Annotated in this window: 24 protein-coding genes and 1 pseudogene; 10 read left to right on the top strand and 15 right to left on the bottom strand. The window is 66.6% G+C overall.

Features of this window, described 5'->3' with window-relative positions:
* Positions 1-95: 95 nt before the first annotated feature.
* Entirely contained in the window at positions 96-1,496 is a 1,401-nt protein-coding gene (locus ACSFC7_RS11765; RefSeq protein WP_436347869.1) for an NAD-dependent succinate-semialdehyde dehydrogenase, read from the top strand.
* A 24-nt stretch (positions 1,497-1,520) separates the two neighbouring features.
* Here ACSFC7_RS11765 and ACSFC7_RS11760 read toward each other — a convergent pair whose 3' ends face one another.
* Both ACSFC7_RS11760 and ACSFC7_RS11755 read right to left on the bottom strand, forming a co-directional pair.
* Entirely contained in the window at positions 1,521-2,891 is a 1,371-nt protein-coding gene (locus tag ACSFC7_RS11760) for an erythromycin esterase family protein (protein WP_436347868.1), read from the bottom strand.
* Positions 2,892-2,967: 76 nt separating this feature from the next.
* The gene (locus ACSFC7_RS11755; protein WP_436347867.1) at positions 2,968-3,915 is read right to left on the bottom strand and encodes a carboxypeptidase regulatory-like domain-containing protein; all 948 of its coding nucleotides are present in this window, start codon (positions 3,913-3,915) and stop codon (positions 2,968-2,970) included.
* On the opposite strand from ACSFC7_RS11755, the gene ACSFC7_RS11750 reads away from it, so the two are divergent.
* Both ACSFC7_RS11750 and ACSFC7_RS11745 read left to right on the top strand, forming a co-directional pair.
* Positions 3,797-4,531: a MaoC family dehydratase gene (locus tag ACSFC7_RS11750; RefSeq protein ID WP_436347866.1), complete on the top strand. Its 735-nt coding sequence runs from the start codon at positions 3,797-3,799 to the stop codon at positions 4,529-4,531. The two genes, ACSFC7_RS11755 and ACSFC7_RS11750, sit on opposite strands and share 119 nt — an antisense overlap.
* Positions 4,532-4,534: 3 nt before the next feature.
* Positions 4,535-5,239, top strand: coding sequence for a PH domain-containing protein (locus tag ACSFC7_RS11745; protein ID WP_436347865.1), 705 nt, complete (start codon positions 4,535-4,537; stop codon positions 5,237-5,239).
* A gap of 53 nt (positions 5,240-5,292) precedes the next feature.
* On the opposite strand, the gene ACSFC7_RS11740 is transcribed toward ACSFC7_RS11745, so the two are convergent.
* Positions 5,293-5,643 carry a DUF5658 family protein gene (locus tag ACSFC7_RS11740; RefSeq protein WP_436347948.1) on the bottom strand — a complete coding sequence of 117 codons (351 nt, stop codon included), beginning with the start codon at positions 5,641-5,643 and terminating at the stop codon, positions 5,293-5,295.
* Positions 5,644-5,991: 348 nt separating this feature from the next.
* The gene (locus tag ACSFC7_RS11735) at positions 5,992-7,803 is read right to left on the bottom strand and encodes an acyl-CoA carboxylase subunit beta (protein WP_436347864.1); all 1,812 of its coding nucleotides are present in this window, start codon (positions 7,801-7,803) and stop codon (positions 5,992-5,994) included.
* Positions 7,804-8,429: 626 nt separating this feature from the next.
* Here ACSFC7_RS11735 and ACSFC7_RS11730 point away from each other — a divergent pair.
* Together ACSFC7_RS11730 and ACSFC7_RS11725 are read left to right on the top strand one after the other, a co-directional pair.
* Positions 8,430-9,605 carry a hypothetical protein gene (locus tag ACSFC7_RS11730; RefSeq protein WP_436347863.1) on the top strand — a complete coding sequence of 392 codons (1,176 nt, stop codon included), beginning with the start codon at positions 8,430-8,432 and terminating at the stop codon, positions 9,603-9,605.
* Between the two features lie 54 nt (positions 9,606-9,659).
* On the top strand, positions 9,660-9,893 hold the full coding sequence (locus ACSFC7_RS11725; protein ID WP_436347862.1) for a hypothetical protein: 234 nt from the start codon (positions 9,660-9,662) through the stop codon (positions 9,891-9,893).
* A gap of 118 nt (positions 9,894-10,011) precedes the next feature.
* On the opposite strand, the gene ACSFC7_RS11720 is transcribed toward ACSFC7_RS11725, so the two are convergent.
* The 9 genes from ACSFC7_RS11720 to ACSFC7_RS11680 form a co-directional block, all read right to left on the bottom strand.
* On the bottom strand, positions 10,012-10,881 hold the full coding sequence (locus ACSFC7_RS11720; RefSeq protein WP_436347861.1) for a class 1 fructose-bisphosphatase: 870 nt from the start codon (positions 10,879-10,881) through the stop codon (positions 10,012-10,014).
* A 1-nt stretch (position 10,882) separates the two neighbouring features.
* On the bottom strand, positions 10,883-11,677 hold the full coding sequence (locus ACSFC7_RS11715; RefSeq protein ID WP_436347860.1) for a class I fructose-bisphosphate aldolase: 795 nt from the start codon (positions 11,675-11,677) through the stop codon (positions 10,883-10,885).
* A 135-nt stretch (positions 11,678-11,812) separates the two neighbouring features.
* Positions 11,813-12,556 carry a hypothetical protein gene (locus ACSFC7_RS11710; protein ID WP_436347859.1) on the bottom strand — a complete coding sequence of 248 codons (744 nt, stop codon included), beginning with the start codon at positions 12,554-12,556 and terminating at the stop codon, positions 11,813-11,815.
* Positions 12,557-12,674: 118 nt separating this feature from the next.
* Positions 12,675-13,844, bottom strand: coding sequence for an XdhC family protein (locus ACSFC7_RS11705; RefSeq protein ID WP_436347858.1), 1,170 nt, complete (start codon positions 13,842-13,844; stop codon positions 12,675-12,677).
* Positions 13,841-14,212 carry a Rossmann-like domain-containing protein gene (locus ACSFC7_RS11700; RefSeq protein ID WP_436347857.1) on the bottom strand — a complete coding sequence of 124 codons (372 nt, stop codon included), beginning with the start codon at positions 14,210-14,212 and terminating at the stop codon, positions 13,841-13,843. The genes ACSFC7_RS11705 and ACSFC7_RS11700 overlap by 4 nt, the downstream gene beginning before the upstream one ends.
* A complete protein-coding gene (locus ACSFC7_RS11695; protein WP_436347856.1) occupies positions 14,209-15,645 on the bottom strand; it encodes a VWA domain-containing protein in 1,437 nt (478 codons plus the stop codon). The genes ACSFC7_RS11700 and ACSFC7_RS11695 overlap by 4 nt, the downstream gene beginning before the upstream one ends.
* The gene (locus tag ACSFC7_RS11690) at positions 15,642-16,682 is read right to left on the bottom strand and encodes an AAA family ATPase (RefSeq protein ID WP_436347855.1); all 1,041 of its coding nucleotides are present in this window, start codon (positions 16,680-16,682) and stop codon (positions 15,642-15,644) included. The genes ACSFC7_RS11695 and ACSFC7_RS11690 overlap by 4 nt, the downstream gene beginning before the upstream one ends.
* Positions 16,679-17,071, bottom strand: coding sequence for a molybdopterin cofactor-binding domain-containing protein (locus ACSFC7_RS11685; RefSeq protein WP_436347854.1), 393 nt, complete (start codon positions 17,069-17,071; stop codon positions 16,679-16,681). The genes ACSFC7_RS11690 and ACSFC7_RS11685 overlap by 4 nt, the downstream gene beginning before the upstream one ends.
* Complete coding sequence (locus ACSFC7_RS11680; protein ID WP_436347853.1) at positions 17,071-17,193, bottom strand: hypothetical protein; 123 nt, start codon at positions 17,191-17,193, stop codon at positions 17,071-17,073. The genes ACSFC7_RS11685 and ACSFC7_RS11680 overlap by 1 nt, the downstream gene beginning before the upstream one ends.
* Positions 17,194-17,357: 164 nt before the next feature.
* On the opposite strand from ACSFC7_RS11680, the gene ACSFC7_RS11675 reads away from it, so the two are divergent.
* Both ACSFC7_RS11675 and ACSFC7_RS11670 read left to right on the top strand, forming a co-directional pair.
* Complete coding sequence (locus ACSFC7_RS11675) at positions 17,358-18,587, top strand: molybdopterin molybdotransferase MoeA (protein ID WP_436347852.1); 1,230 nt, start codon at positions 17,358-17,360, stop codon at positions 18,585-18,587.
* Positions 18,584-19,333 (top strand): nucleotidyltransferase family protein, encoded by a 750-nt coding sequence (locus ACSFC7_RS11670; protein WP_436347851.1) that lies wholly within the window; start codon positions 18,584-18,586, stop codon positions 19,331-19,333. Before ACSFC7_RS11675 ends, ACSFC7_RS11670 begins: the two co-directional genes overlap by 4 nt.
* A gap of 51 nt (positions 19,334-19,384) precedes the next feature.
* On the opposite strand, the gene ACSFC7_RS11665 is transcribed toward ACSFC7_RS11670, so the two are convergent.
* Entirely contained in the window at positions 19,385-19,693 is a 309-nt protein-coding gene (locus ACSFC7_RS11665) for a hypothetical protein (protein WP_436347850.1), read from the bottom strand.
* Positions 19,694-19,832: 139 nt separating this feature from the next.
* Here ACSFC7_RS11665 and ACSFC7_RS11660 point away from each other — a divergent pair.
* Together ACSFC7_RS11660 and ACSFC7_RS11655 are read left to right on the top strand one after the other, a co-directional pair.
* Positions 19,833-20,687 (top strand): annotated as a pseudogene (locus ACSFC7_RS11660) (3-hydroxyacyl-CoA dehydrogenase family protein).
* A gap of 148 nt (positions 20,688-20,835) precedes the next feature.
* Positions 20,836-22,083, top strand: a complete 1,248-nt coding sequence (locus ACSFC7_RS11655) for a hypothetical protein (protein ID WP_436347849.1) — start codon at positions 20,836-20,838, stop codon at positions 22,081-22,083.
* Here the strand turns inward: ACSFC7_RS11655 and ACSFC7_RS11650 are convergent.
* On the bottom strand, positions 22,077-23,123 hold the full coding sequence (locus tag ACSFC7_RS11650; RefSeq protein ID WP_436347848.1) for a phytoene/squalene synthase family protein: 1,047 nt from the start codon (positions 23,121-23,123) through the stop codon (positions 22,077-22,079). The genes ACSFC7_RS11655 and ACSFC7_RS11650 overlap by 7 nt on opposite strands.
* A 284-nt stretch (positions 23,124-23,407) precedes the next feature.
* Here ACSFC7_RS11650 and ACSFC7_RS11645 point away from each other — a divergent pair, with 284 nt between their 5' ends.
* Positions 23,408-24,052: an SDR family oxidoreductase gene (locus tag ACSFC7_RS11645; protein ID WP_436347847.1), complete on the top strand. Its 645-nt coding sequence runs from the start codon at positions 23,408-23,410 to the stop codon at positions 24,050-24,052.
* The last annotated feature ends 86 nt before the right edge of the window (positions 24,053-24,138 follow it).

Here is a 24,138-nt window from a genome sequence, read left to right as displayed (position 1 = left end):
CGGTCGGGTGCTCGTGACCGTCGACCGAGCCACTCGAGACGCTCCTTCCATAGCCACCCCTGCGTTTGAAGCGCCTCCCCGTGGTCGAAGCTGCCATGTCCATCGAGAGCCAGAATCCGGCGACCGGCGAGGTAGTCGACACCTTCGACGAGACGTCGGCCGAGGACCGCGAGGAGCACCTCGAGCGCGCGACGGAGACCTTCGAGGAGTGGCGAGAGACGCCGGTCGAGCATCGCCAACAACTGCTGTCGACGGCAGCCGACGTCCTCCGGGACGGTGCCGAGGAGTACGCCCAACTGATGACCGAGGAGATGGGTAAGCCCATCGGGCAAGCCCGCGACGAGGTCGAGAAGTGCGCGTGGGTCTGTGAGTACTACGCGGAACACGCCGCCGAGTTCCTGGCGGACGACGTCGTCGCCGGCGAACCCGACGCGCGCACGCTCGTCGCCTACCAGCCGCTGGGGCCGATTCTGGCCATCATGCCGTGGAACTTCCCGTTCTGGCAGGTGTTTCGATTCGCCGCGCCGAACCTCGCGGCGGGCAACGTCGGCCTCTTGAAACACGCCTCGAACGTTCCCGGGTGTGCGAAAGCGATCGAGGAGATCTTCCGGGAGGCCGGGTTCCCGGAGGGTGCCTTCACCTCGCTGCTCATCGGCTCCGACGAGATCGACGACGTGATCGCGGACGATCGAATTCAGGGCGTCACGCTCACCGGCAGCGACGGTGCGGGCCGCGCGGTGGCCGAAACCGCCGGGAGCGAACTCAAGAAAAACGTCCTCGAACTCGGCGGCAGCGACCCCTTCGTCGTCCTCGAGGACGCGCCGATGGAGAAAACGGTCGAGACGGCAGTCCAGGCCCGTCTGATCAACTCCGGCCAATCCTGTATCGCGGCGAAGCGGTTTATCGTGGTCGACGACGTCTACGACGAGTTCGTCGACCGCTTTGTCGAGGCGATGGACGAACAGACCGTCGGCGATCCGAGCGACGAGGACACCGACCTCGGCCCGCAGGCCCGCGAGGACCTCATGGAGGAACTCCACGGCCAGGTCGAGGAGACTCTCGAGGCCGGCGGCGACTGCCGACTCGGCGGCGAACCGATGGACCGCGACGGCGCGTTCTACCCACCGACCGTGCTGACGGACGTCCCCGACGACGCCCCGGCGGATCGCGAAGAACTGTTCGGCCCGGTCGCGTCGATCTTTCGCGTGCCCGACGAGGACGCCGCGATCGAGAAAGCCAACGACACCCGATTCGGTCTCGGCGCGAGCGTCTGGACGGCGGACCTCGAGCGCGGCGAACGGGTCGCTCGCCGGTTCGAGTCGGGACTCGCGTTCGTGAACGAACTCGTCAAATCCGACCCTCGATTACCCTTCGGCGGCGTGAAGGACTCCGGCTACGGTCGCGAACTCGCGCGCGACGGGATCCGGGAGTTCGTGAACGCGAAGACGATCTGGGTGCAACGCGACGCCGGCGAGGAGACGGAGATGGTGGAGTGACGCGCTGCTCGGTTCCGCGAGCCTTCAGAGCCCCCACGGATACGTTTCCGGCGGCGTCTCTCCGCCCTCGAGTCCCAGCGGGTGGAGCGATTCGGTCTGATCGACGTGGACGAACGCGTCGTACCGATCCGGGAGCACCGTCCGAACGTAGTTACCGCCCTCGTATTCGGGGTCGTAGACGACGCCGATCGCGCGGTGGCCGCGCGGGTCCGCGAGCGGATCCTCGTCGTCGGCAGTTCCGTATCCGCGATCGAACCGGACGATCGCGTCCTCGAGATCGCTCCGGTGAAAGACGGCCTCGAGACTTCCCGTTTTCGCCTCGGGTACCCGTATCCGCTCCATCGACGCACCCCACTCGTCGCCAGCGATGACGGAGCCGCGGTGGGAGCCGAAGCCGACGCACGCGACGTCCGAATCGTCGGCGCAGATCTCCTCGCGGGCGAGTTGCCCGAGGTTGAGTTTGCCGCGATCTCGCATGGTCGTCGCGCGAGCGTCGCCGACGTGGGTGTTGTGCGCCCAGACGATCCCCGGTCCGTCGTGGAACTCGAGCAGGCGCTCGAGGCTCTCGCTCATGTGTCGATCGCGGACGTTCCAGGACTCGCTGCCGCCGCGGGCCATCTCGCGGTAATACGATTCCGCGTTCTTCGCGACGAGTGCGTTCTGTTCGGCGGCGAAATCGGAGAGCGGATCGTCGTCGCCGTCTTCCGCACTTTGCCCCGCCGCGTCCGTCCGTTGCTCCGCGACGTCCTCGCGAAGCGATCGCAACACCTCGAGAACCTCGTCCTCGCAGTCCTCCGGCACGAGTCGGATCGATTGGGCGTACTCGCGGGCGTCCTCGCCGTACGGTTCGAAGCAGTGGTAGGCGTCTCGCGCACGGGCCGCGAGTTCGGGGTCGAGGTCCTCGAGGTAGTCGATGACGGCGGCCATCGACTCGTAGAGGCTGTAGACGTCGAGACCGTAGAAGCCCACGCGCTCGCCCCGCTCGCGGTCGGCGTTGCGGTCGGCCAGCCAGTCCAGAAACTCGACGACCTCCCGGTTGGCCCACATCCACGTCGGCCAGCGCTCGAACGACTCGAGGACGTTTCGGGCACTATCAGCGTCAGATCGGCCCGTAACGTACTCCGTCACGTCGAAACAGTCGGTCCAGTCGCCCTCGACGGCGACGAATTCGAACCCGTGATCGGCGAGCAACCGCGCCGAAATCTCGGCGCGAAGGCGGTAGTACTCCGAGGTACCGTGGGACGCCTCGCCCAGCAACACCACGTCGGCGTCGGCGATTCCGTCGACGAGGTCCTCGAGGCCGTCTCGAAGCGCCGTCCCGCGGTCGGTAATGGCGGCCGCCACCCGATCCGGATCGCTCGATCGGTCCGTCCCTGCGATTCGCTGTCCGGTCACGTGACTCACCTCGTCGCTGGTCCGGTCCGAAGCGGCTTCGATATGTGCCTTGCGCTCGTCGGGCACGCGGTGACGGTTACCGCGACCGATTTCGATACAGACCGACCGCCGCCGCGGTGATCATCGCGGCGAGAAACGTTCCGGCGAAAAACAGCACGGTGAGAACCTGTTCGCGATTCGTGGCCGGAGCCGAGTCCGCTTCTCGAGCGTCACCGCCGGACGCGTCGGCCTCGATTCCTCCGTCGGAACCCTCGGCGCTCGTCGAACCGTCGGGGTCGGTATCGTCCGCTCCAGCAGGCTCGTCTTCGTCGCTCCGCTCGTCGTCACCGTCCGTCTCGTCATCGCTGCCCTCGCCGTCCTCTTCCGCGCTCTCGTCGTCCCCGTTTTCATCCGCGTCGCTCTCCTCGTCTTCACCGTCGTCGCTCCGACCGCCGTCGGATAGCTGAACGTCCCGCGTCGTCACCCGACTCTCCGCGACGACGACGCCGGATCGTCTCGTGTTGTGGCCCTCCGCGCTCGTCTCGAGCGAGTGGCTCCCCGGCTCGAGTTCGAACGCGTAGCTGCCGTTTTCGTCGGTCGTCGTCTCGAGGTCGGTGCCGACGACGCGGACCGTCGCGCCCTCGACCGGTTCCTCGTCGGGATTCGTGACGGTCCCCTCGAGTTCCGTCGGGGCGGCGGAGAGCGTCACGTCGGTTCGGGTCCATCGTCCGGCCGAGAGGGTCTCGGTCCACGTCTTCGGTTCGTGGCCGTCCGCCTCGGCGGTGACCTCGTACTCGCCTCCCTCGAGTTCGAGACTGTAGAAGCCGTCGGCGTTGGTCCTCGCCACCTGGCCGGAGCCGTTGACGGTGACGTTCGCGGCGAAGATGGTCTCCCCGTCCTCGTCGGTGACGGTTCCGCTGAGCCGGGTGGAGTCCGTATCCAGCGCCGCACTCGAGGGACCGACGCCGACCGAGAGGAGCAACACGACGCCGATCGCCGCGGCTGTCGCGACGGCCGTGGCGGCTTCCGCATCGGTCACTCCCATTCGTATCCGATCAACTCGAGTGGCGATTCCGCCGCTCGAGACTATAGCGTATCGGACGACTCACCGCTCGATAGGCGGCGTCTCACCCTCGGGTGACGCGAACGTTCCCGCCTCGGCGAGCACCACGTTTTTATCGGCGCTGTGCGACTCCGAACCTATGTCCGGACTGTACTACGAGGAGTTCACCGTGGGGGAGACGATCGAGCACGAGCGCCGACGGACGATCTCCGAGAGCGACAACCAGCGCTTCTGCGATATGACGATGAACCAGCAGCCGCTGCATCTGGACGCGGCGTTCGCGGGCGAGACCGAGTTCGGCGAGCGACTGGTCAACGGGCTCTACACGATGTCGCTGGCCGTCGGCGTGTCGATCCCGGAGACGACCGACGGGACGATCGTCGCGAACCTCTCGTACGACGACGTCGAACACCCCCGTCCCGTCTTCCACGGCGATACGATCCGCGCCCGGTCGACGGTGACGGACAAACGCGAGACCAGCGACGGCGAGCGCGGGATCGTCACCATGCGCGTCGAGGTCTTCAATCAGGACGACCACCTCGTCTGCGAGTTCGACCGCACCGTGCTCTCGCTGAAACGCGAGCACGCGGAGGAGTGAGCGATGACGGAATCGACAGCCCCTACCGACGGCGACCGCGGCCTCGAGTGGCTCTCGCTGGACGACGACGAGTCGGTCCTCTGGGCCGGCGGCCCGGACCGGCGAACGATCGCGCCGACGGCGGCGCTCCTCGCGTTCCCGGTCCTCGCACTGCTCGTCGTCCCGTTCAACGCGGTCGCCGGACTGGTGCTGACGGCCGTGCTGGCGCTGGTCGTCGTCCCGATCGTCGGCTGGTCCGTGCTCTGGATCCGCAGCACGGACTACGTCGTGACCACCAGCGGCCTCTACGAGAAGCGGGGTATCCTCTCTCGAGACGTCAAACGGATCGACTTCGAGAAGGTGCAGAACACGTCCTACAGCCAGAGCGCGATCGGAACTCGCGTCGGCTACGGCACCGTCGAAGTCAGCTCCGCCGGCGGCTCCGGCGTCGAGATGCGCTTTCGAACCATCCCGACCCCCCGTGAGATCCAGCAACTGATCAGCAGCCGCGTCTCGCCGGCCCGGTCCGGGGCCCGGTCGACCACCGAGTCACCGACGAGCGGCGACTCGGACGACGTGCTCGAGGAGATTCTCGTCGAACTGCGAGCGATTCGGACGGCGCTGGAGGAAGGCGGGGTCACCCAAAACCGGTCGCCCGAGTCACGGTCGGGCGAATCCGAAACGGAGAGCGTCACGCTCGAGCACGATTCTAGCGACTCACAACGGTAGGCCCGGCAGGATATTTCTCCCGGCGGTCACGGAACTGGCGTCGGTCACCACTCTCAGATCGCCGTCGAGATCACGTAGAGGTTGATACAGACGGCGGCGGTCCAGGGAATCGCGAGCCCCGCGGGAACGATCGCTCGATAGGCCGTCGGAAGCATGGGTCGACAGACCAGTCCGATCCCGATCGCCACTCCTTTGAGGGCGAGCATTCCGGCCAGCCCGTAGCCGTCGATCGCACTCCGCGCGACCGGGTTCGATTCGGCCAGTCCCAGGTGGAGTCCGACGAACGTCGTCACGATGTCTCCGACCAGCGAGAGGCCGACGAGGACCCAGAAGAACCGCTCGAGAGCGACCGGCGAAATATCGACTGGCAGTTGGTAGTGCAGGTGTGCGCCGTCGGAGCTCATACTCTCCCCGCCGGAGTCGAACCGGTCGTCGGTAGCGTCGACCGTCGGGAGCGTGCCGCTCGCACGCTGCGCTTCGAGCAAACGGGGTATTGTTATGCCAGGCGTAGGCCGCTCGGCCTCGGCATTTCGGTACGGTAACCAGCATCAAACGCCGTGAAATCCGTCTCAAACAGTCACTACGATCGACTCGAAACCGACGCAGGGCCGACTCGAGGGCGGATCGAATCCGTCGACGACGCGGCCTGGGAGACGGTCGAGGCGGCTATCCGCGAACCGGCGAGACGAGCGCGGAGAAACGGCGAGCCGATCGCTCGAGAAACCGGTCACTACCAGCGGCGCTGCTCGGTATCAGAGCACGGTTCCGTGTTTCTTGTCCGGCAGGGACTTCTCGACGTCCTCGTAGAACGCGAACCGGGCGGCGAGTTCCGCGCGCAACTCGCTCGGAGGAACGATCTCGTCGATGACGACCTCGCTGGCCATCCGGTGGACGTCGATGTCCTCGCGGTACTCCTCGCGAAGTTCCCGTTCCATCCGCTCGCGCTCCTCCGGATCGTCGATCTCGGAGAGCTTGCGCGCGTAGACGGCGTTGATCGCCGCCTCGGGACCCATGATCGCGATCTCGCCGGAGGGGAGCCCGAGGACGCTCTCGGGGTCGTAAGCGGGGCCGCCCATCGCGTAGATCCCCGCTCCGTAGGCCTTCCGGACGACGACGGTCTGTTTCGGGACCGTCGCCGACGACGTCGCGTAGATCATCTTCTTGCCCTGCTCGAGGATGCCCTCCTTTTCGACCTGCGAGCCGGCCATGAATCCCGGCGTGTCACAGAGGTAGAGTAAGGGAATGTTGAACGCGTCGGACTTCCAGACGAACTCCGCGGCCTTCTCGGCGGCGTCGGGGAAGATCGCTCCGGCGCGTTGTGCGGGTTGGTTGGCCACGATTCCCACCGGTCGGCCGTCGATTCGGGCGTAGGCCGTGATGATTTCGGGCCCGTAATCGGGCCGTAACTCGAAGTAGGACCCCGAATCCACGATTCGATCGATGACGTCGGTCATGTCGTAGCCCCTGTTCGGCGATTGCGGGACGACTGAATCGATTCCGCCGGGCGATCGGGACGGCGCCGTCGGCTCCTGCCGGGGCGGCTTCTCGTCCGAGTTGTCCGGCAGGTAGGTGATCAGTTGGGCGACGAGCTCCCGGGCGTGTTCCTCGTCTTCCGCGATCAGATCGGCGGAGCCGGACTCCCGAGCGTGGACCTGCGGGCCGCCGAGTTCCTCGAGATCGATCTCTTCGCCGGTGACCATCTGGACCATCCGCGGCGAGGCGATCGCCATCGCGGACATCCCCTCGACCATGATCGTGAAGTCGGCGAAGACGGGCGTGTACGCGGCCCCGGCGATACACGGGCCGTAGAGCACGCAGACCTGCGGGACTCGCCCCGAGAGCATCGAGTGGTTGTAGTAGTACTTCCCGATCCCCTCGCGGTTCGCGAAGAAGCCGGTCTGTTGGTCGATCCGGCCGCCGGAGGAGTCCATCAGGTAGAACACCGGCCGCCCGGTCTTCAGCGCGCGCTGTTGCATCCGCAGGAACTTCTCGACGCCCTTCTTGGCCATGCTCCCGCGTTTGACGGTGTAGTCGTTGGCCATGAAGTGGACGTCCCGTCCCTCGAAAGTCGCTCCGCCGGTGATGAGTCCGTCCGCCGGCAGCCGATCGTCGGTCTCCTCGCCGGTGCCGTCGGGATGCCAGTCGTCGAACGCCGCGAACCTGCCGTCCTCGAACTGGAACGCGCTGTTCTCGCCGTCGAACCACAGCTCGAGGCGGTCCCGGACGAACAGTTTGTCCGTCTCTTCCAGTTGCTCGCGATACTTCTCGGGGCCGCCCTCGAGGATATCCTCGATCTCCGCCCGAAGCCGTCGCTCGCGGTCGGTCGGGCCGAGGTCGTCCGGCTGTCCGGTCCCTGCGGATTCGCTCGAGGGAGCGTCGGTTCCAGAGCCGGACCCGGGTTGCATCTCCCCGGACGCTCCTGAGTCTGGCGTCTCCTGAGTCGCCAGCGGCTCGTCGTCGTCACCAACGTACACCTCGACCGATTCGCCGACGTGTTCGGCCAGTGCGGCGGCGATAGCCGACGCTTCCTCGGCGGATGCCCCTGCCGCGATACGGACGTGCATGATATACGATGTGTGGGGGGACCAAAAACCGTTTTCGCCGATCGGACCCGGTTTCCCGTCGCTCCGGAACCTAGATCGGCGGCGACTCGAACGCTACAGTGGAGCCCGTGACCGACCGAGGACATCGTTCAGCAGCGATCGAACGAGTACACACAGCTGTCAGCGGGGGGAACGGCACAGAGGAGAGGAGAAAAACGGTTCGCGTCCGACCAACACTGATCGTTCGGAGCTCGCCACGAGGGATGAGGAGGATCGTGTGTCGTGGACGCGAACCGATCGGGAGTGAGTCGCACTAGTGGGCAACTGCTGCCCGCCAGTAGCTGCCTTCGTGGTCACCAGCACGAAGACAGTTATTACTGGATGGCGAACCGATACGAACGCTCGCGTTCAGTCGTACAGGTTTTATATCGGGACCGGGTTTGTGACCGCCTACGAACGTTTCGATACTGCTCCCGTTGCCGTCTACAGGTCACAAAACGCGTGATACAAAACGAGTAGCAGGTGCAGGCACAATCGGTATCGCCGATTTCGTCGTTATATTCGGGTACCATCGGCCCGCCGATGTATGTGGACATTAGCTTTAGCGTCGTGGACTGAACGCACATTGCAGACACCAGAATCGCGGTATGGAAGGCACACACACTGAGCATCTCGTTCATCGGATCGCAACGATTCGTGACCGGGTCGAGACCGGCATGGATCGTCGCGAGTTTCTTCGGACCCTCGTTACCGGCGGCTACGCGCTCGGCGTCGCCGGAGCGCTCGGCGTCGACGACTTCCTCGCGGCCGAGGACGGCGAGGTCCCCATCGTCACGGCATACGTCCGAGCCGACCCCGACGACCCGTGGTCGCTCGAGGAGCGAACGCGATCCGTTCCCGCGGAGTGGTACGCGTCCGTCCAGAAGGCCCTCGAACTGAACGAGTTGCTGTCACGAACGGCGTTTACCGGCTATCTCGGGAGCGCGGTCGTTCCCGGCTCGTACGACAGCGGAACGGCCACCGTCTCCGTCGGCATCTCGAGCGACCCGAGTTCGTTCAGAGAGACGTTCGATAGGCTCTTCGAGGACATCTCCCTCGATATCGAGACGATCGGCGACGTCGACGACATCGAGGACGGCGGCCCTCAGGATATCGAGCCGCGACTCGTCGACTCCGTCTCGAGTGACGATGTTCCGAGCGGTGTCGCCTGCGAGACGGCGGACAGCATCGCGACGCTGGGCCCCGTCATGTACGATCCCGACAGCGAACAGGAGTTCTTCGTGACCGCCGAACACGCGTTCGAAGGCGGTGCCGATCCGAGCGGCGACCGGCTCAGCCTCCCGGTCGATGGGTCCGACTCCGTCGAATTGGGGTCCGTCTCACACGCCCATCCGGCCGAGGACGTCGCCGCGATCAAGCCCGAGGGTCGGGTGCAGCCCTCGACCGCGATCGATACACCGTCGCCGTCGCGTGTGCGTGGCCAGCTCACCCGACTCGGACTCGCGGATCTCATCGCTCGTAACGAGGAACTCGAGAAGGTCGGTGCGGTGACCGGCCACACCAGGGGAAAGATTCAGGGTATCGATGCGGTCACCTGTTTCACCGACAACTTCTGTCGGCACGGCCAGATCCGCTGGGGCGGCGAGATGGATCTGACCGACGGCGACAGCGGCTCGGTGAGTTACTACTCGGATCCGCAGGGCGACGACGAAGACGTCCTCATCGCGGGATTCAACAACGCCCGCACCTGGTGGCCGGGGCAGAGCTACGTCTGGGGCGTCGGCGCCTACAGACTGACCGAGAACTACGGCTATCACTTCTAACCAACCGGATACCGATGATCACTCGACACCTACACTCCGTCCCCCGTCAACCCAATGGCAACCGATAACTCCACCAGTTCCGACCGCTCGGATCGCCCGTCAAGCGGAATCGTGAGAAACGTCGCTCGACTCGTCGGTGATCTGCTCATCGTCACCTGCTGGGTCGTGTTCCTGACGCTGATCTTTCTCGGGACGTCGTGGCCACAGTGGTCGTTTTACCTGCTGTTGCTACTCGGCATCGGCCTGTACGTCGCCCTGACGGCGACGTGGACGGGTTCGAGCGAGTAGCGTCGCCAGTAGTCGGTCGATACCGGACCGAACGGATCCACTAACCGTCGCGAACGGGTCCACCAAATCGGCTGCCCGAGACCGGCGAAAAAAGCGGACCGCGGGAATCGAGTCGCGACTACGCGAGCCGATCCTCGAGACGCTCGATCAGGTCGCCGGTGCCGACGTGGACCGGCGTTCGGTCGTGGAGGCCGTCGGGCTCGACGGACAGCAGCGACTGCACTCCGTTCGAGGAGCGACCCCCGGCGCGTTCGACGATGTAGCCGATGGGGTTCCCCTCGAACTGGAGGCGAAGTTTGCCTTCGGGCCGGGACTCGAGGCCGGGATAGCCGAAGATTCCACCGTAGGTGAGCACCTGGTTGACGTCGCCGATCATGGCGCCGCCGTACCGGAGTTTGAGCTCCCGCTCGATCTCGCGGGCGTAGCGCTGAAAGTCGTCGGGCCAGTCGGGAACGCGACCGCCGAAGCCGTAGACGACCGGATCGTCGGGAAGCCGGACGTCCCGTTCGACGACGGTCCGTTCGCCGCCGGTCAGTTCATACTCCGTGACGGACTCCTCGGTGGCGAGCACCATCGTCGTGATCGGCCCGTACAGGATGTAGCCCGCGGCGACGAGCGTCTCGCCTCGAGCGGGGAGCGCGTCGTCGTAGACGCCGAAGATCGTTCCCATCGCGTTGTTCGACTTGAGGTTCGAGGAGCCGTCCAGCGGATCGACGGCGACCGCGTAGACGTCCTCCGTCGCCGGGTCGCCGCCGCAGTCCTCGACGTCGGCTCGTTCCTCGCTCGCGTACTGACCGACGCCGTCGATGCCGGCGAGTCGGTCGCCGAGCAGGTCGTCCGCCCAGACGTCGGCTTCGACCTGCGTCTCGCCGCTGGGATTCTCCTCGTCGACGGTGCTGCGACGGCCGATGAGCCCCTGTCTGATCTCGGTCGCCGAGCGGCTGATCGTCGCGATCACGCTCTCGACGACTGGATCGGACACCGTCATCCTATTCCGTGGCCTCGAGTGCGGCGTCGGCCGTCTCTTCCTCGTAGATGACGCGCTCGAGGGCGTCGAGGATCCGCGTCGGGTTCTCTCGCTGCCAGACGTTGCGGCCGACGGCGAGACCCTTACAGCCGGCCTGTACTGCGGCTTCGACGGTCGAGAGGAAGTCGTAGTCGGAGGTCTTCGACCCGCCGCTCATGACGACGTTCATGTCGCCGGCGGCCTTGCAGGCGTGTTCCATCGCCTCGGGGCTGCCGGGGTACTTGACCTTCGCGATGTCGGCGCCGATCTCGAGTGCGATCCGGGTCGCGTAGGAGATCGTGCCGGGCTTGGTGTCGTTTTTCAGCCCCTGTCCGCGCGGGTAGGACCACATGACCATCGGCAGGTCGTGCTCGCGGGCCTGCTCCTGGGCGTCGCGGAACTCCTCGAACATCTCGACCTCGTGATTGGAACCGCTGTAGACGGTGAAGCCGACGGCGTCGGCACCGAGTTCGGCGGCGTAGTCGACCGAGCAGTTGACCGGCGAGTCGGGTTCGCCCATCCAGAGGTTCGAGGTCCCGTTGAGCTTCAACAGGAGGTTGACGTCGTCCTCGTAGCTGGGGTAGTAGCCCTCGGCGATCCCCTTCTGGACGGCCATCGCACTGACGGCGTCGTGCGTCGCCGTCTCGAACACCGTCGACGGGTCGAGCTTCTCCGGCACCTCCTCGAAGTCGACTGGACCGTGCTCTAATCCGTGATCCATCGCCAGAATCAGTGACTTACCGTCGCGTACGATCGGTGAATCGTCGATCGGAATCATCTGTAAGAGGGTCCAACAGGCCGCTATAAATCTCTGATGGTCCGGATTATCGAAATTACGTACTATCGTAGTTATCTCCGCGGTGAACCGCCCGGATTCCTCCCCGATCGTTGAAATTTACCGGGCCGAGTTTCGTCACTCGAGCAATTCCCGGGCGTTGTGTCGCCACGTCCGAACGTGAACGACGTTCAGATCGAGGACTCGAGCGACGTCGAACGCGCTGATCGTCGCCAGCCGCTCCGCCGAGCAAACGCCGGCCTCGGCCAGTTCGTCGGCGTCGTCGGGGCCGACGCCCGTCACCGCCGTCACCGGCGTCGGCCTGGGACACGGGCGCTCCGACGGCGGCTCCCGCCCGACCGTCGCGTCGGTCGCGTGTTCGTACTCGAACGCCTGCCAGTCCTCGTCGCCGCTCGCGGAGATCCACTCGCGTTCGGCCGCTCCGAGCCCGCGGACCTCGCTCGACCGACGCTCGAGGTCGCCGTCGCTCTCGAACGACCACGGCAGCGAGAACTGCCGCCGCAGCGCGTCCGCGATCGACTCGTCGACACCCGCGTCCAGCAACATCCGGTAAGAGTACTCCTTCTCCGAAACCGAATCGGGATCGATATCCGCCGTCTCGAGGGCCTCTCTGCATTCGGAGTCGGTCTCCGAACCGGTAGCGAGGGTCGATTCGCCTCCGGTTCCGTCGTCGGCTGACTCAAGCATCTCCCGTTCGTCGAACGCGAGTTCGACGCCGTCGTCGGCGTCGACGGTCTCGATGGCATCGACCTCGAGATCGACCGAGATACCGATGCCGAGGTCGACGGTTTCGGTCCGCTCGTCGCCGCTATCGCTCCCCGTCTCCACATTCCGACCCCTGACGACGTTCTTCTTACTCACACCATTCACCGAATCTGTCTGGAACTCACACGCGTTCGTCTTGAAGGTTACTCCGTTCGTTGGCGCCTCGGAGCGCGACGCCAGCCCTGTCTGAAAATTCGCGTCCGGGAGCGCCGCGTTACTGCGTGGAGCCGTCGCTCTCCGAGCCGACGCTCACTCGGTCGTGAATGTGGCCCTCACGCCGTCTCAGGTGGCGCGGTGTCCGATCGTTGGACACCGCCAGCACCTCCGCGACGATGCTGTGTGCGATCTGGTAGGGCGAACCGCCGCCGAGATCGAGACCGATCGGCGTGTACAGCGACGACAGCGCCGCCTCGTCGAACGTCGTCCCCTCGCTCTCGAACGCCTCGGTCATCTCCTGGAACCGTTCGTGTGGCCCCATCAGTCCCACGTACGGGACGGGCGAGTCCAGCAATCGTTCGATCGTCAACCGATCGTCGACGAAATTGTGCGTCATGACGACCGCGTACGTGCGGTCGTCGAGGTCGATCGCCTCGTCGATCGCCGCCGGCGACGTGGTCACCGTTTCGTCGGCGTCGGGGAACCGCTCCTCGAGGTCGACGCTTCCTCGAAAGCTGACCACGGTGACCCGAAAGTCGTTCTTCGCGGCCAGTTCGGTGACCGGCCCGACGTCGTGACCGGATCCGAAAACGACCAGCTCCGTCGGCGCCGCGAGCCCGTCGACGAACACCTCGAGTTGTTCTCCCCCAACCGAGAGTTCGACGACGTCGGCTCGTCCGCGCTCGGCGAGATCGGTCGCGGGACCCGAGAGGTCGTCGGGCCACTCCGTCGCCGGCTCACCGTCCGGCGTCGCGAGGACTCCCTCGTCGGGATGGTAGTACGCTCGATCGCCGCGAGCGAGCGGTCCGCCCTCCCCCTCGAGAACGGTGAGAACGGCCACGCTTCGACCGTCGTCGAAGGCTTCGACGGCCGGGCGATAGGCGTCGGTCAGCGGCTCCAGCAGGACGTCGATGATCCCGTTACAGCCGACGCCGAGGCCCCAGACGTCGTCGTCGTCCTCCATCAGATCGTACGTCACCAGCTCCGGACGGCCGCGGTCCCGAACCGACTCCGCCGCGACGAGGAGCTCGTCCTCGAGGCAGCCGGCCGTAATGCTGCCGACGCCGTCGCCCGCTTCGTCGAGGAGCATCTTCGCGCCCGGCCGCCGGTACGCGTTTCCCTCGACGTCGACGATCGTCGCGAGGACGTCGGTTCCGTCCGCGTCGAGACGCTCGTGAATGCGCTGTACCACCTCGGTCTCCGGAACACTCCAGTTACTTCGTGTCATTGGTTCGAGTCGCTCCTGTCGGTCGTGTCGCTCCGTCGCTCGCTTCGTTCCACGGGTTCGTTCGATCTCGTCGGTCCCCGTAGCCCCCCATCCGGATCGGCGACGCCGTCGGCCACCGTGTACACCTTCCGAACGCCGGCGTCGTGCAAATCGGTTCCGCACGCACCCTGCTTGACGGCGTCGCGAACCCGATCGGGAGCGACCACGTCGGCCCCGGCGACGACGTCCACGTCGGCCTCGAACGCCGGTTCCGGGAGGCCGGACGCGGTCGCGCCGATCAGGACGACCGTCGCTTCCGGCGGCGCGGCCTCCGGGATCCCGCGGCTACGGAGCCGGTCGACGATGGCCGGTCGGATGGGGTCGATCATCCGCGGTCACCTCCACCGTCGTCGGTCTCGGCGTCGGGCCTCCTGCGACGGGGGTCGTGCTCGAACCCGATCGGGCCGTCGATCCCGTAGCGCTCGAGCTGTCGCGCCGCCTCGTCGAGATCGGTCGGCGTCGCGAAGCCGAACAGCCCGTCGACGTAGGGAAGCACTGTCGCCATCCCTCGCGAGCGCGGCTCGTACGCCGGCGAAACCGCGAGCGGATTGAGCCAAATGGTCGCGTCGGCCCGGCCCGCGAGCCAGGTGACGCTCTCCTCGAGGATCTCCTGATCGCCGACGTCGAGTCCGTCGCTGATGACGACGACGACCGTTCGTCGATCCACCGCGTGGGGATGGCGCCGCCGGAGCGCGTCGAACGCGTCTCCGATTCGCGTCCCGCCGCCCCACTCGATCTCGGCGTCGCGAAGGGCTCCGGCGGGGTCGCCGTCCGCTCGCGCGAACTGCTCGGTCGCCTCGACGAGGTCCGTATCGAACAGGAAGACGGACGACCGCCGCGCGGCGGTCTGCAGTCGGTCCGCGACCGCGAGGAGCGTGTCGCGATCGATCGTGTCGAGGACGGAGCCGCTGACGTCGATCAACAGGCAACAGTGGAGTTCGCTCGGCACCCGTTCGCGAGTCGGGAGGTCCATCGCGGTACCGCCCGTCCCCAGACTGGCGCGGAGCGCTCGCCGGGCGTCGATCCGATCGCCGGTGGCGGCGAGGCGCGTTCGGCGGCCGGGAATCGTCGACAGCGCGGCGAGAAACCGATCGACCGCGGCGGTCTCGTCGGCGGTCAATGGACTCGGCGACGCGTCAACGGGTTCGCGCCTCCCGACGGCGCTGTACAGCCGCGCATCGTCACCGTCGTCGCCGTCGGACTCCGGCCGCTCGCCGGTCGCGTGCCTGCGACCGGTCGCGAGACGGCCGTCGACGGTCTCGGGGCCGTCGTCCGATTCGGTCGGCGGCGGCTCCGCTCCCGACGGCAGGTCCGAACCCCGTAGCGATGCCGCGTGTCGCTCCGACTCGTCGGTCTCGCCGCCGTCCCGCGCGGGCGAGTCGTCGCGCGTCGAAATCCGTTCGATTCCGGTCCGCAAACGGTGCCAGAACGCGGGGAACTCCGCATCGAACACCTCGTCGTCGGCCGACTCGGTGAGCAGGGTCGCGCGAAGCGCGTCGGCGGCGGGGTCGCGGTCGGCGAACCCGACGACGGCGAGGGCCCGCGCCCCCTCTAACGCGGCGCTCGCCGGGACGCTGGCACCCTCGCGGCGGAGCCGACCGACGAAGCGAACGAGCTCCGTCAGCACGTGTTCGCGCGCCGCCTCGAAGTCCGGCGCGGTGTGACGGGCCGGCGTTCGATCGAGTCCGCCGCCGCCGTCGGTCTCGGTCTCGAGTCGATCCGCTTCCCCCTCGGTCTCGGACGGCGTTCGGCGCGGCGTCATAGTTCGGTGGTGTCGGCTCGCTCGCGGGCCGCGGTCGCGGCGTCGCGAAGCTGTTCCAGAAGCGAGCTATCGACCCGGCTGACGTCCTCGACTTCCTTGAGCAGACAGCCGATCGTCCGTTCGATTTCGTCCATCGAGAGCGACTCGCTCCGGCCCTCGGATCGCAGCGTGGCGACCGCTCGAGCCCAGTCGAGGGTCTCGGCGACGCCGGGTCGCTTGAGAAACGATTCCTCTCGGAGGCGTTCGACGACGGCACACACTTCGGCCGCGATCGCCGCGTCGAGTTCCGGCACCTTGCGGGAGACGATTTCGTACTCCGTCTCGAACGACGGCGGTTCGACGTGAAGGTACAGGCACCGCCGTTTGAGCGCGTCGCTCAGCCCGCGGGTTCGGTTCGACGTGAGGACGACGATCGGCGGATTGTCGGCGCTGATCGTTCCCAACTCCGGAATCGACACCTGGTAATCCGAGAGGAGTTCGAGCAGGAAGGCTTCGAACGCCTCGTCGGCGCGGTCGATCTCGTCGATCAGCAGAACCGGCGACCGGTCCTCACCGGCGGTGAGTGCACGCAAGAGGGGCCGCTCGAGGAGATACTCCTCGTCGAACACGGAACGGGGTCGCTCGGCGTCCGACCCGGAGTTGTCCGGCCTGTCCGGCGCGTCCGGAGCATCCCGAGCGTTCGGATCGGGCGCTCCGCCCTCGGCCGCCCCCGTGGCGCCGACGCTCCCCTCGTTCGACTGGACCGCGAGCAGCTGTTTCGTGTAGTTCCACTCGTAGAGCGCGTTTTCGGCGGTCAGCCCCTCGTAACACTGGAGCCGGATCAGCTCCGTCTCGAAGCCCTCGGCGAGGACCTTGCCGAGTTCGGTCTTCCCGCTTCCGGGCGGCCCCTCGACGAGGAGCGGCCGCCCCAGTTGCAACGCGAGGTAGACCGTCGTGACGAGGCGGTCGTCGGCGACGTAGTTCAGCTTCTCGAACCGCTCGCGGAGCGCGGACTCCGAGACCGCGTCGAACGCCCCGGTCGGCGACTCGTCGGTCATGGTGTCAGTTCCTCGTCTTCGACCGCGTCGAGATAGTCGTCGGGATCGGTCCGGAAGCTGTCGGCACGGCCGTGACAACAGAAGTGGTCGGTCGTCCCCTCGTGCGTGACGCTCGGCGCGTCGGCGGAGTCGTCCGAGTCGTAGTTCCACCCCGTCGGACTCTCGTAGGGGAACTGATCGGGCTGGATGAAGTTCTTCCGCCGGATCTCGGCGGGGTCCATCTCGAGTTCGTCCGCGAGGACCTTCACCATCCGCTCGATGAGGGAGACGGCCTCCGTCACGCGGAACGAACACCGATACGCGACGCCGCCCGGCGCGGTATTGGTGTACGCCGCCGTCAGGGTGCCGTAGGCCGTGTCGTTGACCAGCACGTCCTGGGTGTCGTCCATCAGCGTCGGCATCGTCGCGAGATCGTACTCCAGTAGTTCCTGACCGCGACCGGGTCCGAGAGGACGATCCACGCCTTCTCCGGCGGGACCTCCTCGAGTTCGAATCCGCCATCGAACTCCATTACGACCACCCGGTCGCGGCCCGAGATAGTGATTCCCTGGCACACGTTATCTTTTATAACCCTGCACTATGTGCATACTAGTTACCACACTGTATGTTATGCCGTACCACGCAAATAACTATTCGTGGTAGTTTCGGATCGGCTCTCGGGAGCCTCCCAGATCGATGACGGACGAGACTCCACACGACGGTGACGACTTGATCGAGCTACAGGCGGCTACCGAGCGAATGCGGACGCTTCGGTCGAACTGGCTGCCCCGGCGCGAGACCGAACGCGTCCCGCTCGAGCGATCCGCCGGCCGGACACTCGCCGAACCGATCCACGCGCCCGGCGACGTCCCCGCACGGAGTCACGCGACGATGGACGGCTTCGCCTTCGACGCGACCGACGAGTATCCGCTTGAGGTGATCGAGACGACGGTGTTCCCCGAAGACGAACCGCCACCGCTCGAGTCCGGGACCGCAGTGCGGATCGCAACCGGCTCACCGCTTCCACCCGCGGCCAACGCGGTACTCAAGCGAGAGGAGGCGACCGTCGACGACGGCCGACTTTCGGGACCGGCGCTCGAGCCCGGAGCCTACGTCTACGAGTGCGGGAGCAACGTCGCGGAGGGGGAGCAACTGTTCGACGCGGACGAACGTCTCGGGCCGAAGGACGCGCTGTTGCTCGGGGACCTCGCGTACGACGACGTGACGGTTTTCGAACCCCTTTCCGTCGGATTGCTCGCGACCGGGACGGAGATCCACGAGGGACGCCACCGCGATCTCGACTCGCCGATGCTGGCCGGACTCGTTCGCGCGTGGGGTCACGAGCCGACCTACGAGGGCTCGGTTCCCGACGAGAGCGGCCGCGTCGAGTCGCGGATCGACGAACTGGCCCGCGAGCACGACGTCGTCATCACGACCGGCGGCACCAGCGTCGGCGACAAGGACTACGTTATCCGCTCGCTCGCCGCCCTCGGCGACGTGCTCTTCCACCGCGTTCGACTCCGGCCGGGCAAACCGATCGCCGTCGCCCGACTCCCCGACCACGACGCGGTAGCGATCGCCATTCCGGGAAAGCCGGTCGGCGCGCATCTGGTGACGGCGCTCGTCGTCCGACCGTTTTTCACCGGGGACGACGCGCTGCCGACGGTGTCAGCACGGCTGGCTCGAGACGTCGACATCGCGACGCCCGGTTTCACGTACGCGATTCCGGTCACGCTCGAGGACGGGGTCGCGATGCCGCTCGGCCACGTCGACTCCGCGCTCCCGGTCTACGACGAGACGTTCGACCCGAGCGTGCTCTCCTCGAGCACGCGGGCGAGTCGCGCCGACGGGTTCGTGCTGACGAAGGAGTCCGTCGCCGCCGACCAGCGGGTCGATGTCGTCCCGGCGACGGTGCTGGAGCGATGACGGCGGACCGGAGCGACGAGACGGGTGAGCGAGCGGCGGCGGGCGACCTTCCCGTCGTCGACGGCGAACGGCTATCCGAGGGGGCTGGAACTCCCGACGAGAACGATACTGATACCGACACCGGCGATGGCGCGGCGGCCCCAGCGGTGGCCGGCCTCCTGCTCGCCGCCGGAACGAGCAGTCGGTTCGGCAGTCGAAACAAGCTGCTGGCGGCACACGACGGCGAACCGATCGTTCGCCGCGCCGCACGGACGCTCGTTCGAAGTCGCGTCGACCCCGTCGTCGTCGTGCTCGGCCACGAAGCGGAGCGGGTTCGATCGGCCCTGGACGGGCTCCCGGTCGAAACGGTCGTCAACGAGTCGTACGATACCGGGCAGGCGTCGTCGCTCCGTGCCGGAATACGAGCGATTCGGGAGCGTGACGGCGAGTGCGATGCCGTCGTCGTCGCTCTCGGCGACATGCCGTTCGTCGATCCGACGACGGTCGAGACGCTGGTGGACGCGTACGCGTCGCGCGCCGGCGATGCGATCGCGCCGGTGTCGGACGGCGTCCGGGGTAATCCGGTGCTGTTCGACCGACGCTTTTTCGCGCCGCTTACGGCCGTCGACGGCGATATCGGCGGCCGCGAGATTCTGCTCGAGAGCGACGCGAGCGTCCTCGTTTCCGTCGCCGATCCGGGAGTGCGTCGTGACGTCGACGTCCCGGATGACATCGACGCTTCGGCCGATTCCGAGCGCGACCGCTGAGATCTGGGAGCCCCACGGTCCACAGTGACTCTGCCCCGCCTCTCAGTGATGTCACTGCGTTCCAAGCGTCTCAGCCGACCGCCATCCGCCAGCGAAAATTCGAGGCGGCGGGCACGTCCCCTCAGAACGCTTACTCGGACTCGATGAGGACGGCGCCCGGAACGTAACGGTCCTCCGCTCCCGGCACCGGTTCCAGGAGGTTCGATCGGCCATCGTCGAGAGGACGTCCCGGACCGTTCGTTCGTAGCCCGGGATCAGATTCGCCTCTTCCATCACGCCGTCGACGTCGACCTGCCCCCGGAGGAACGCCAGCCGAATGGCCGACACCCACGCCGGTTCTCGCTTCGTTTCCCGACACATGAAGGGTACGTCGAGATGGGGCATGTTATAGTTTCTGACGGAACGATCCGGACCGGTCGCACGCGTGGACCCGACGGCCTCGAGCGCTACCGGTCGAACGCACCGTCAGGCTTACCGTAAGTTTCCACGAACAGCGTGTATGGTTCGCGACCAACTCGAGCGGATCGGCGTCGTCGGCGCGGGAACGATGGGCAGCGGCATCGCACAGGTTGCCGCCACCCACGGCTACGACGTGGTGATGCGCGACATCGAACGGGAGTTCGTCGAGAGCGGGTTCGACACGATCGACGACAGTCTCGGACGACTCGACGGTCGGGACGCCCTCGAGGAGGATCCCGATACCATCCGCGGGTGAATCGACGGGACGACGGCCATCGGCGACCTCGCTGACTGCGACCTCGTGATCGAGGCCGCCCTCGAGGAGCTCGATGTGAAACGGGATATCTTTGCCGACCTCGAGCGCGTCTGCGACGAGGAAGTGGTGCTCGCGACGAACACGAGCACCATCTCGATCACGTCGATCGCAGCCGACCTCGACCACCCCGAGCGCGTGATCGGCCTGCACTTCATGAACCCCGTCCCGATCATGGAAGGCGTCGAAGTCGTCGTCGGCGAGAAGACGACGGGTGAAGTGACCGAACTGGCCCACGACCTCGCCGAGGATCTCGAGAAGACGACCTGGGAGGCCGACGACAAACCCGGCTTCGTGACGAACCGAATCCTGATGCCCTGGATCAACGAGGGGATCCGGACCTACGACGAGGGCGTCGCCACGAAGGAAGACATCGATGCGGGCATGGAACTCGGCACGAACGTCCCGATGGGGCCGCTGACGCTCGCGGACCACATCGGCCTGGACATCTGTCTGCACGCGACCGAGACGCTGTACGAGGAACTCGGCGACCGGTACACTCCGGCCTATCTCCTCAAGCGGAAGGTCGAAGCGGGCGACCTCGGAAAGAAGACGGGTGAGGGGTTCTACGAGTACGACTGACGGTCCTTGCGAGCGCGACTGAGACTTTGAGCACGACTGACACCCCTGACGAGTACGGTTGGCACTCGAGCGGAGCGATCCCGACCGACACCCGGTCCGACAACGTGTTGGAATAGATTTATTTTCTCGGGAAACAGTCAGACGAGATATGCCCTGGACAGACGCGCTCCCGCGTCGCACTCGCCGCCTCCTCGCCGGAACCCTCCTCCTCGGTCTCGTCGTCGTGGCCGCGAGTTCCGGCCTCGTCGTCGGCGGCCATCCGCCGCTATCGGTCTGTGGCGTCTGTGGCTCGGTCGACGGCGCGACCGACGCCGGGACGCTCGACGTGCACGTCGACGAGTACGGCGACTCGCGCTGGGTCGCACGCGTGCCGGTCAACGAGAGCGCCGCCGAGACCTATCGTAACGACCCCGCCGCCCTGGAGGCCGCCGTCGACGAGGGTTGGTATCAGTACGACGTCGCGATCGACGACGCCCGGGACGTCGAGGCGTCTATCGACGACGGTATCGTCCGCGTGGACTACGCCGTCCCGAACGTCGCCGAATCCCGCGTCGGCGACGGCTGGGTCTTCGACTACCTCTACGCCGGCGGCACCCAACACCGGTACGACCTCGAGGCCGATCGCGTCACGATTCACGTGCCCGAGGAGACGCGGGTGACGAACGCCCCGCCGAACGCTCGCGCCGAGGACGGGTCGGTGACGTGGACGAAGTCCGATCCCGGCGAGACCGGAGCGGGTGGGATCACGTCGCGGACGTACGTGACCTACGGCTCGAGCGGCGTCACCGGGACGCTCGATTCGTGGTCGTCGGCCGCAGTCGTCTTCGGGCCGCTGGTGCTGTCACACGGCGTCGTCGCGAGCCTCGCTCCGATCGCCATCGTCGGTCTCGCGGCCGTCGCGGCGGGACGGCTCGGCGGCGGACGGTTCGGCGTCGCCACCGGCCCCGGTCGGATCGTCGGCGAGAACGGACGCGCGTTGCTCTCGGGCGTCTGTGACCGGTTCGGCTGGACGCTCGGGCGGCGAGCGGTCGTCGGATTCGCCGTCGGCTCGGTGGCCCTGCTCACGCTGGGCGTGTGGCTCGCGTTCGGCGCGCCCCTGGCTGCCCTTCTCGGCCCGTTCGGGCTCGCGGCGGCGCTGTTTCTCCCGCTCGGGTACGCACTCGAGCGTGGCGATTCCGCGTGGCGCTTCGGTCTCCCGGCGACGGCCTCGCCGCTCGTAGCGACTACCGCGCTCGCGCCGTACTACGGCTTCGGGATCGGACCGATCGCTGCCTGGCTATTGTTCGTACCGTTGGCACTCGGAGCCGGCGTCGTCGGGTACGCCCTCTCGATGATCGGACGGTACGCTGCCGAACGCGGAAGCGACCCGGTCCCGGGCGGAGAAACGGTTCAGTGATGGAGCGGCTTTTCGGCCATCTCGCTGCGAAGATCGTCGAGTCGCGACCGCGAGATATCCTCCTCGAACAGTTGGAGCAGCGCGTACACCTCCGATCGAGAGACCTTGACGTCGCCCTCGCGGACGACGTCTTCGGGGCGCTCGCGGAGTTCGCGCATCGTGCCGACGGCGAGCAGGTAGGGAATCGCCCACGCCGAGAGCCGGTTGCCGTGGGTTTCGGGGACGATCTCGAGGTAGCGGTGAGCGTCGTCGAGGTAGGTTTCGGCCCGTCCGGTGACGCGCTTGATGACGTTGGTGACGCCGCGCTGATTGGACTCGTCGGTGACCGCCTCGAGGTCGACGTCCTCCTCCGCGAGCCACTCGGCGGGGAGATAGACGTTGTTCTCCTCGTGGTAGTCCGACTCGACATCCTTGGCGATGTTGACCAGTTGCAAGAGCAGGGCGAACGAACGGGCGTTGTTCCGCATCTCCTCGGCGCGCTCCGGCGAGGCTCCACGGGCGACCAGTCCGGTGATGAGCGTGCCGACGGTGCCGGCGGCGTACCAGCAGTACTCCTCGAGTTCCTCGAGCGTCTGGAGGCGCAGCCCGCCCTCGTCGGCGTACCGACTCGTGAACATCGCCATCCCGTCGACGAGTTCGCGGACGGGGTCGCGCATGATCTCGCGGGGCTCCTCGTCCAGCGATTCGAACGTCCGCAGGACCCGCGGCGTCTCGGCGACGACCGTCCAGTCGTCGGTGCGCTCCTCGGGGATCCACGGCTCGATGTCGTCCATAAACGCCGAGACGGTCTGGTCGGCGGTCGGATCGAGCAACTGATCGTACGTCGTGAGCAGGTCGCTCTGCGTGTCCGGCGGGATATGACCCGCGTCCTCGATCGTGTCTGCGACGCGACAGAGGAGGTACCCGAGACAGATATGTTTCGCCATCGGCTCCTCGAGCCGATCAATAGTGATCGAAAAAGTCCGCGAAACGTCGTGAACCGCGTCGTAACACCACTCCAGGTCGGCGTCAGTTGGCGATTCGGGCTGGCCCGTGGTCATCTACTCTGTGAGGGTTTGTTCCCACCCCGGAAAAACACCGCGGTCTCGGCGGAATGTTCCGTTCGATAGGCGCGGTACCGTTCCTGTGCGACCGATCGACGCCCGGGCTGGCGATCTGACTCGCGATCGCTCGATTCCGTCGGCAATTGCGGTCGGCGACCTGTCGAGTTCGACGAACGTACTCCCGGCGCGTTCGACACGACAGCCACCTGACCGCTTCCGAACGACGACCACCCGGCGTATTCCGACACGACGGCTATCCCAAACGCCGGCGAAACACGAGCGTGACTCAGACCGTACTCGTTGCCGGCGCTCACGGACAGGTCGGACAGCACGTGACAGCTATTCTCGGAGAGCGCGACCACGTGGGCAGGGCGATGGTCCGCGACGACGACCAGGTCGCGGAGATGACGTCGCAGGGGGCCGACGAAACGGTCGTCGCGGATCTGACGGAGACCGTCTCCCACGCCGTCGAGGGCTGCGACTCGATCGTCTTCGTCGCCGGCTCCGGCGGGAACGACGTCTACGGTGTCGACCGCGACGGCGCGATCAACCTGATCGAGACCGCCGAAGAGGCGGGCGTCGACCGGTTCGTCATGCTCAGTTCGATGGGAGCCGACGACCCCGAGTCGGGTCCAGACGCGCTCGAGGACTACCTGACGGCGAAAGCCGAAGCCGACGAGTACCTCCGCCAGAGCGGCCTCGAGTACACGATCGTCCGTCCCGGCGAACTGACGAACGAGTCCGGGACCGGGACGATCGAAGTCGGGGACGACATCGGGCTGGACGCCGGTGATATCCCCCGCGAAGACGTGGCTCGGACGCTCGTGACCGCGCTGGAACACGAGGTCCTGATCGGGGAGACGTTCGAGATCCTCTCGGGCGACGAGCCGATCGAGGAGGCCCTGGAGACGATCGCCGCGAACTGATCGTCCACCCCGCGAGCGAAGCGCATCGGTCACCGACCGTCTCGTCTCACCTCGCGAGCGAATCGCGTCACCTCGCGACCGATCCG

This window comes from Natronorubrum halobium (assembly GCF_051351675.1).
GTDB lineage: Archaea > Halobacteriota > Halobacteria > Halobacteriales > Natrialbaceae > Natronorubrum.
This window is presented reverse-complemented; position numbering and strand designations above follow the sequence as displayed.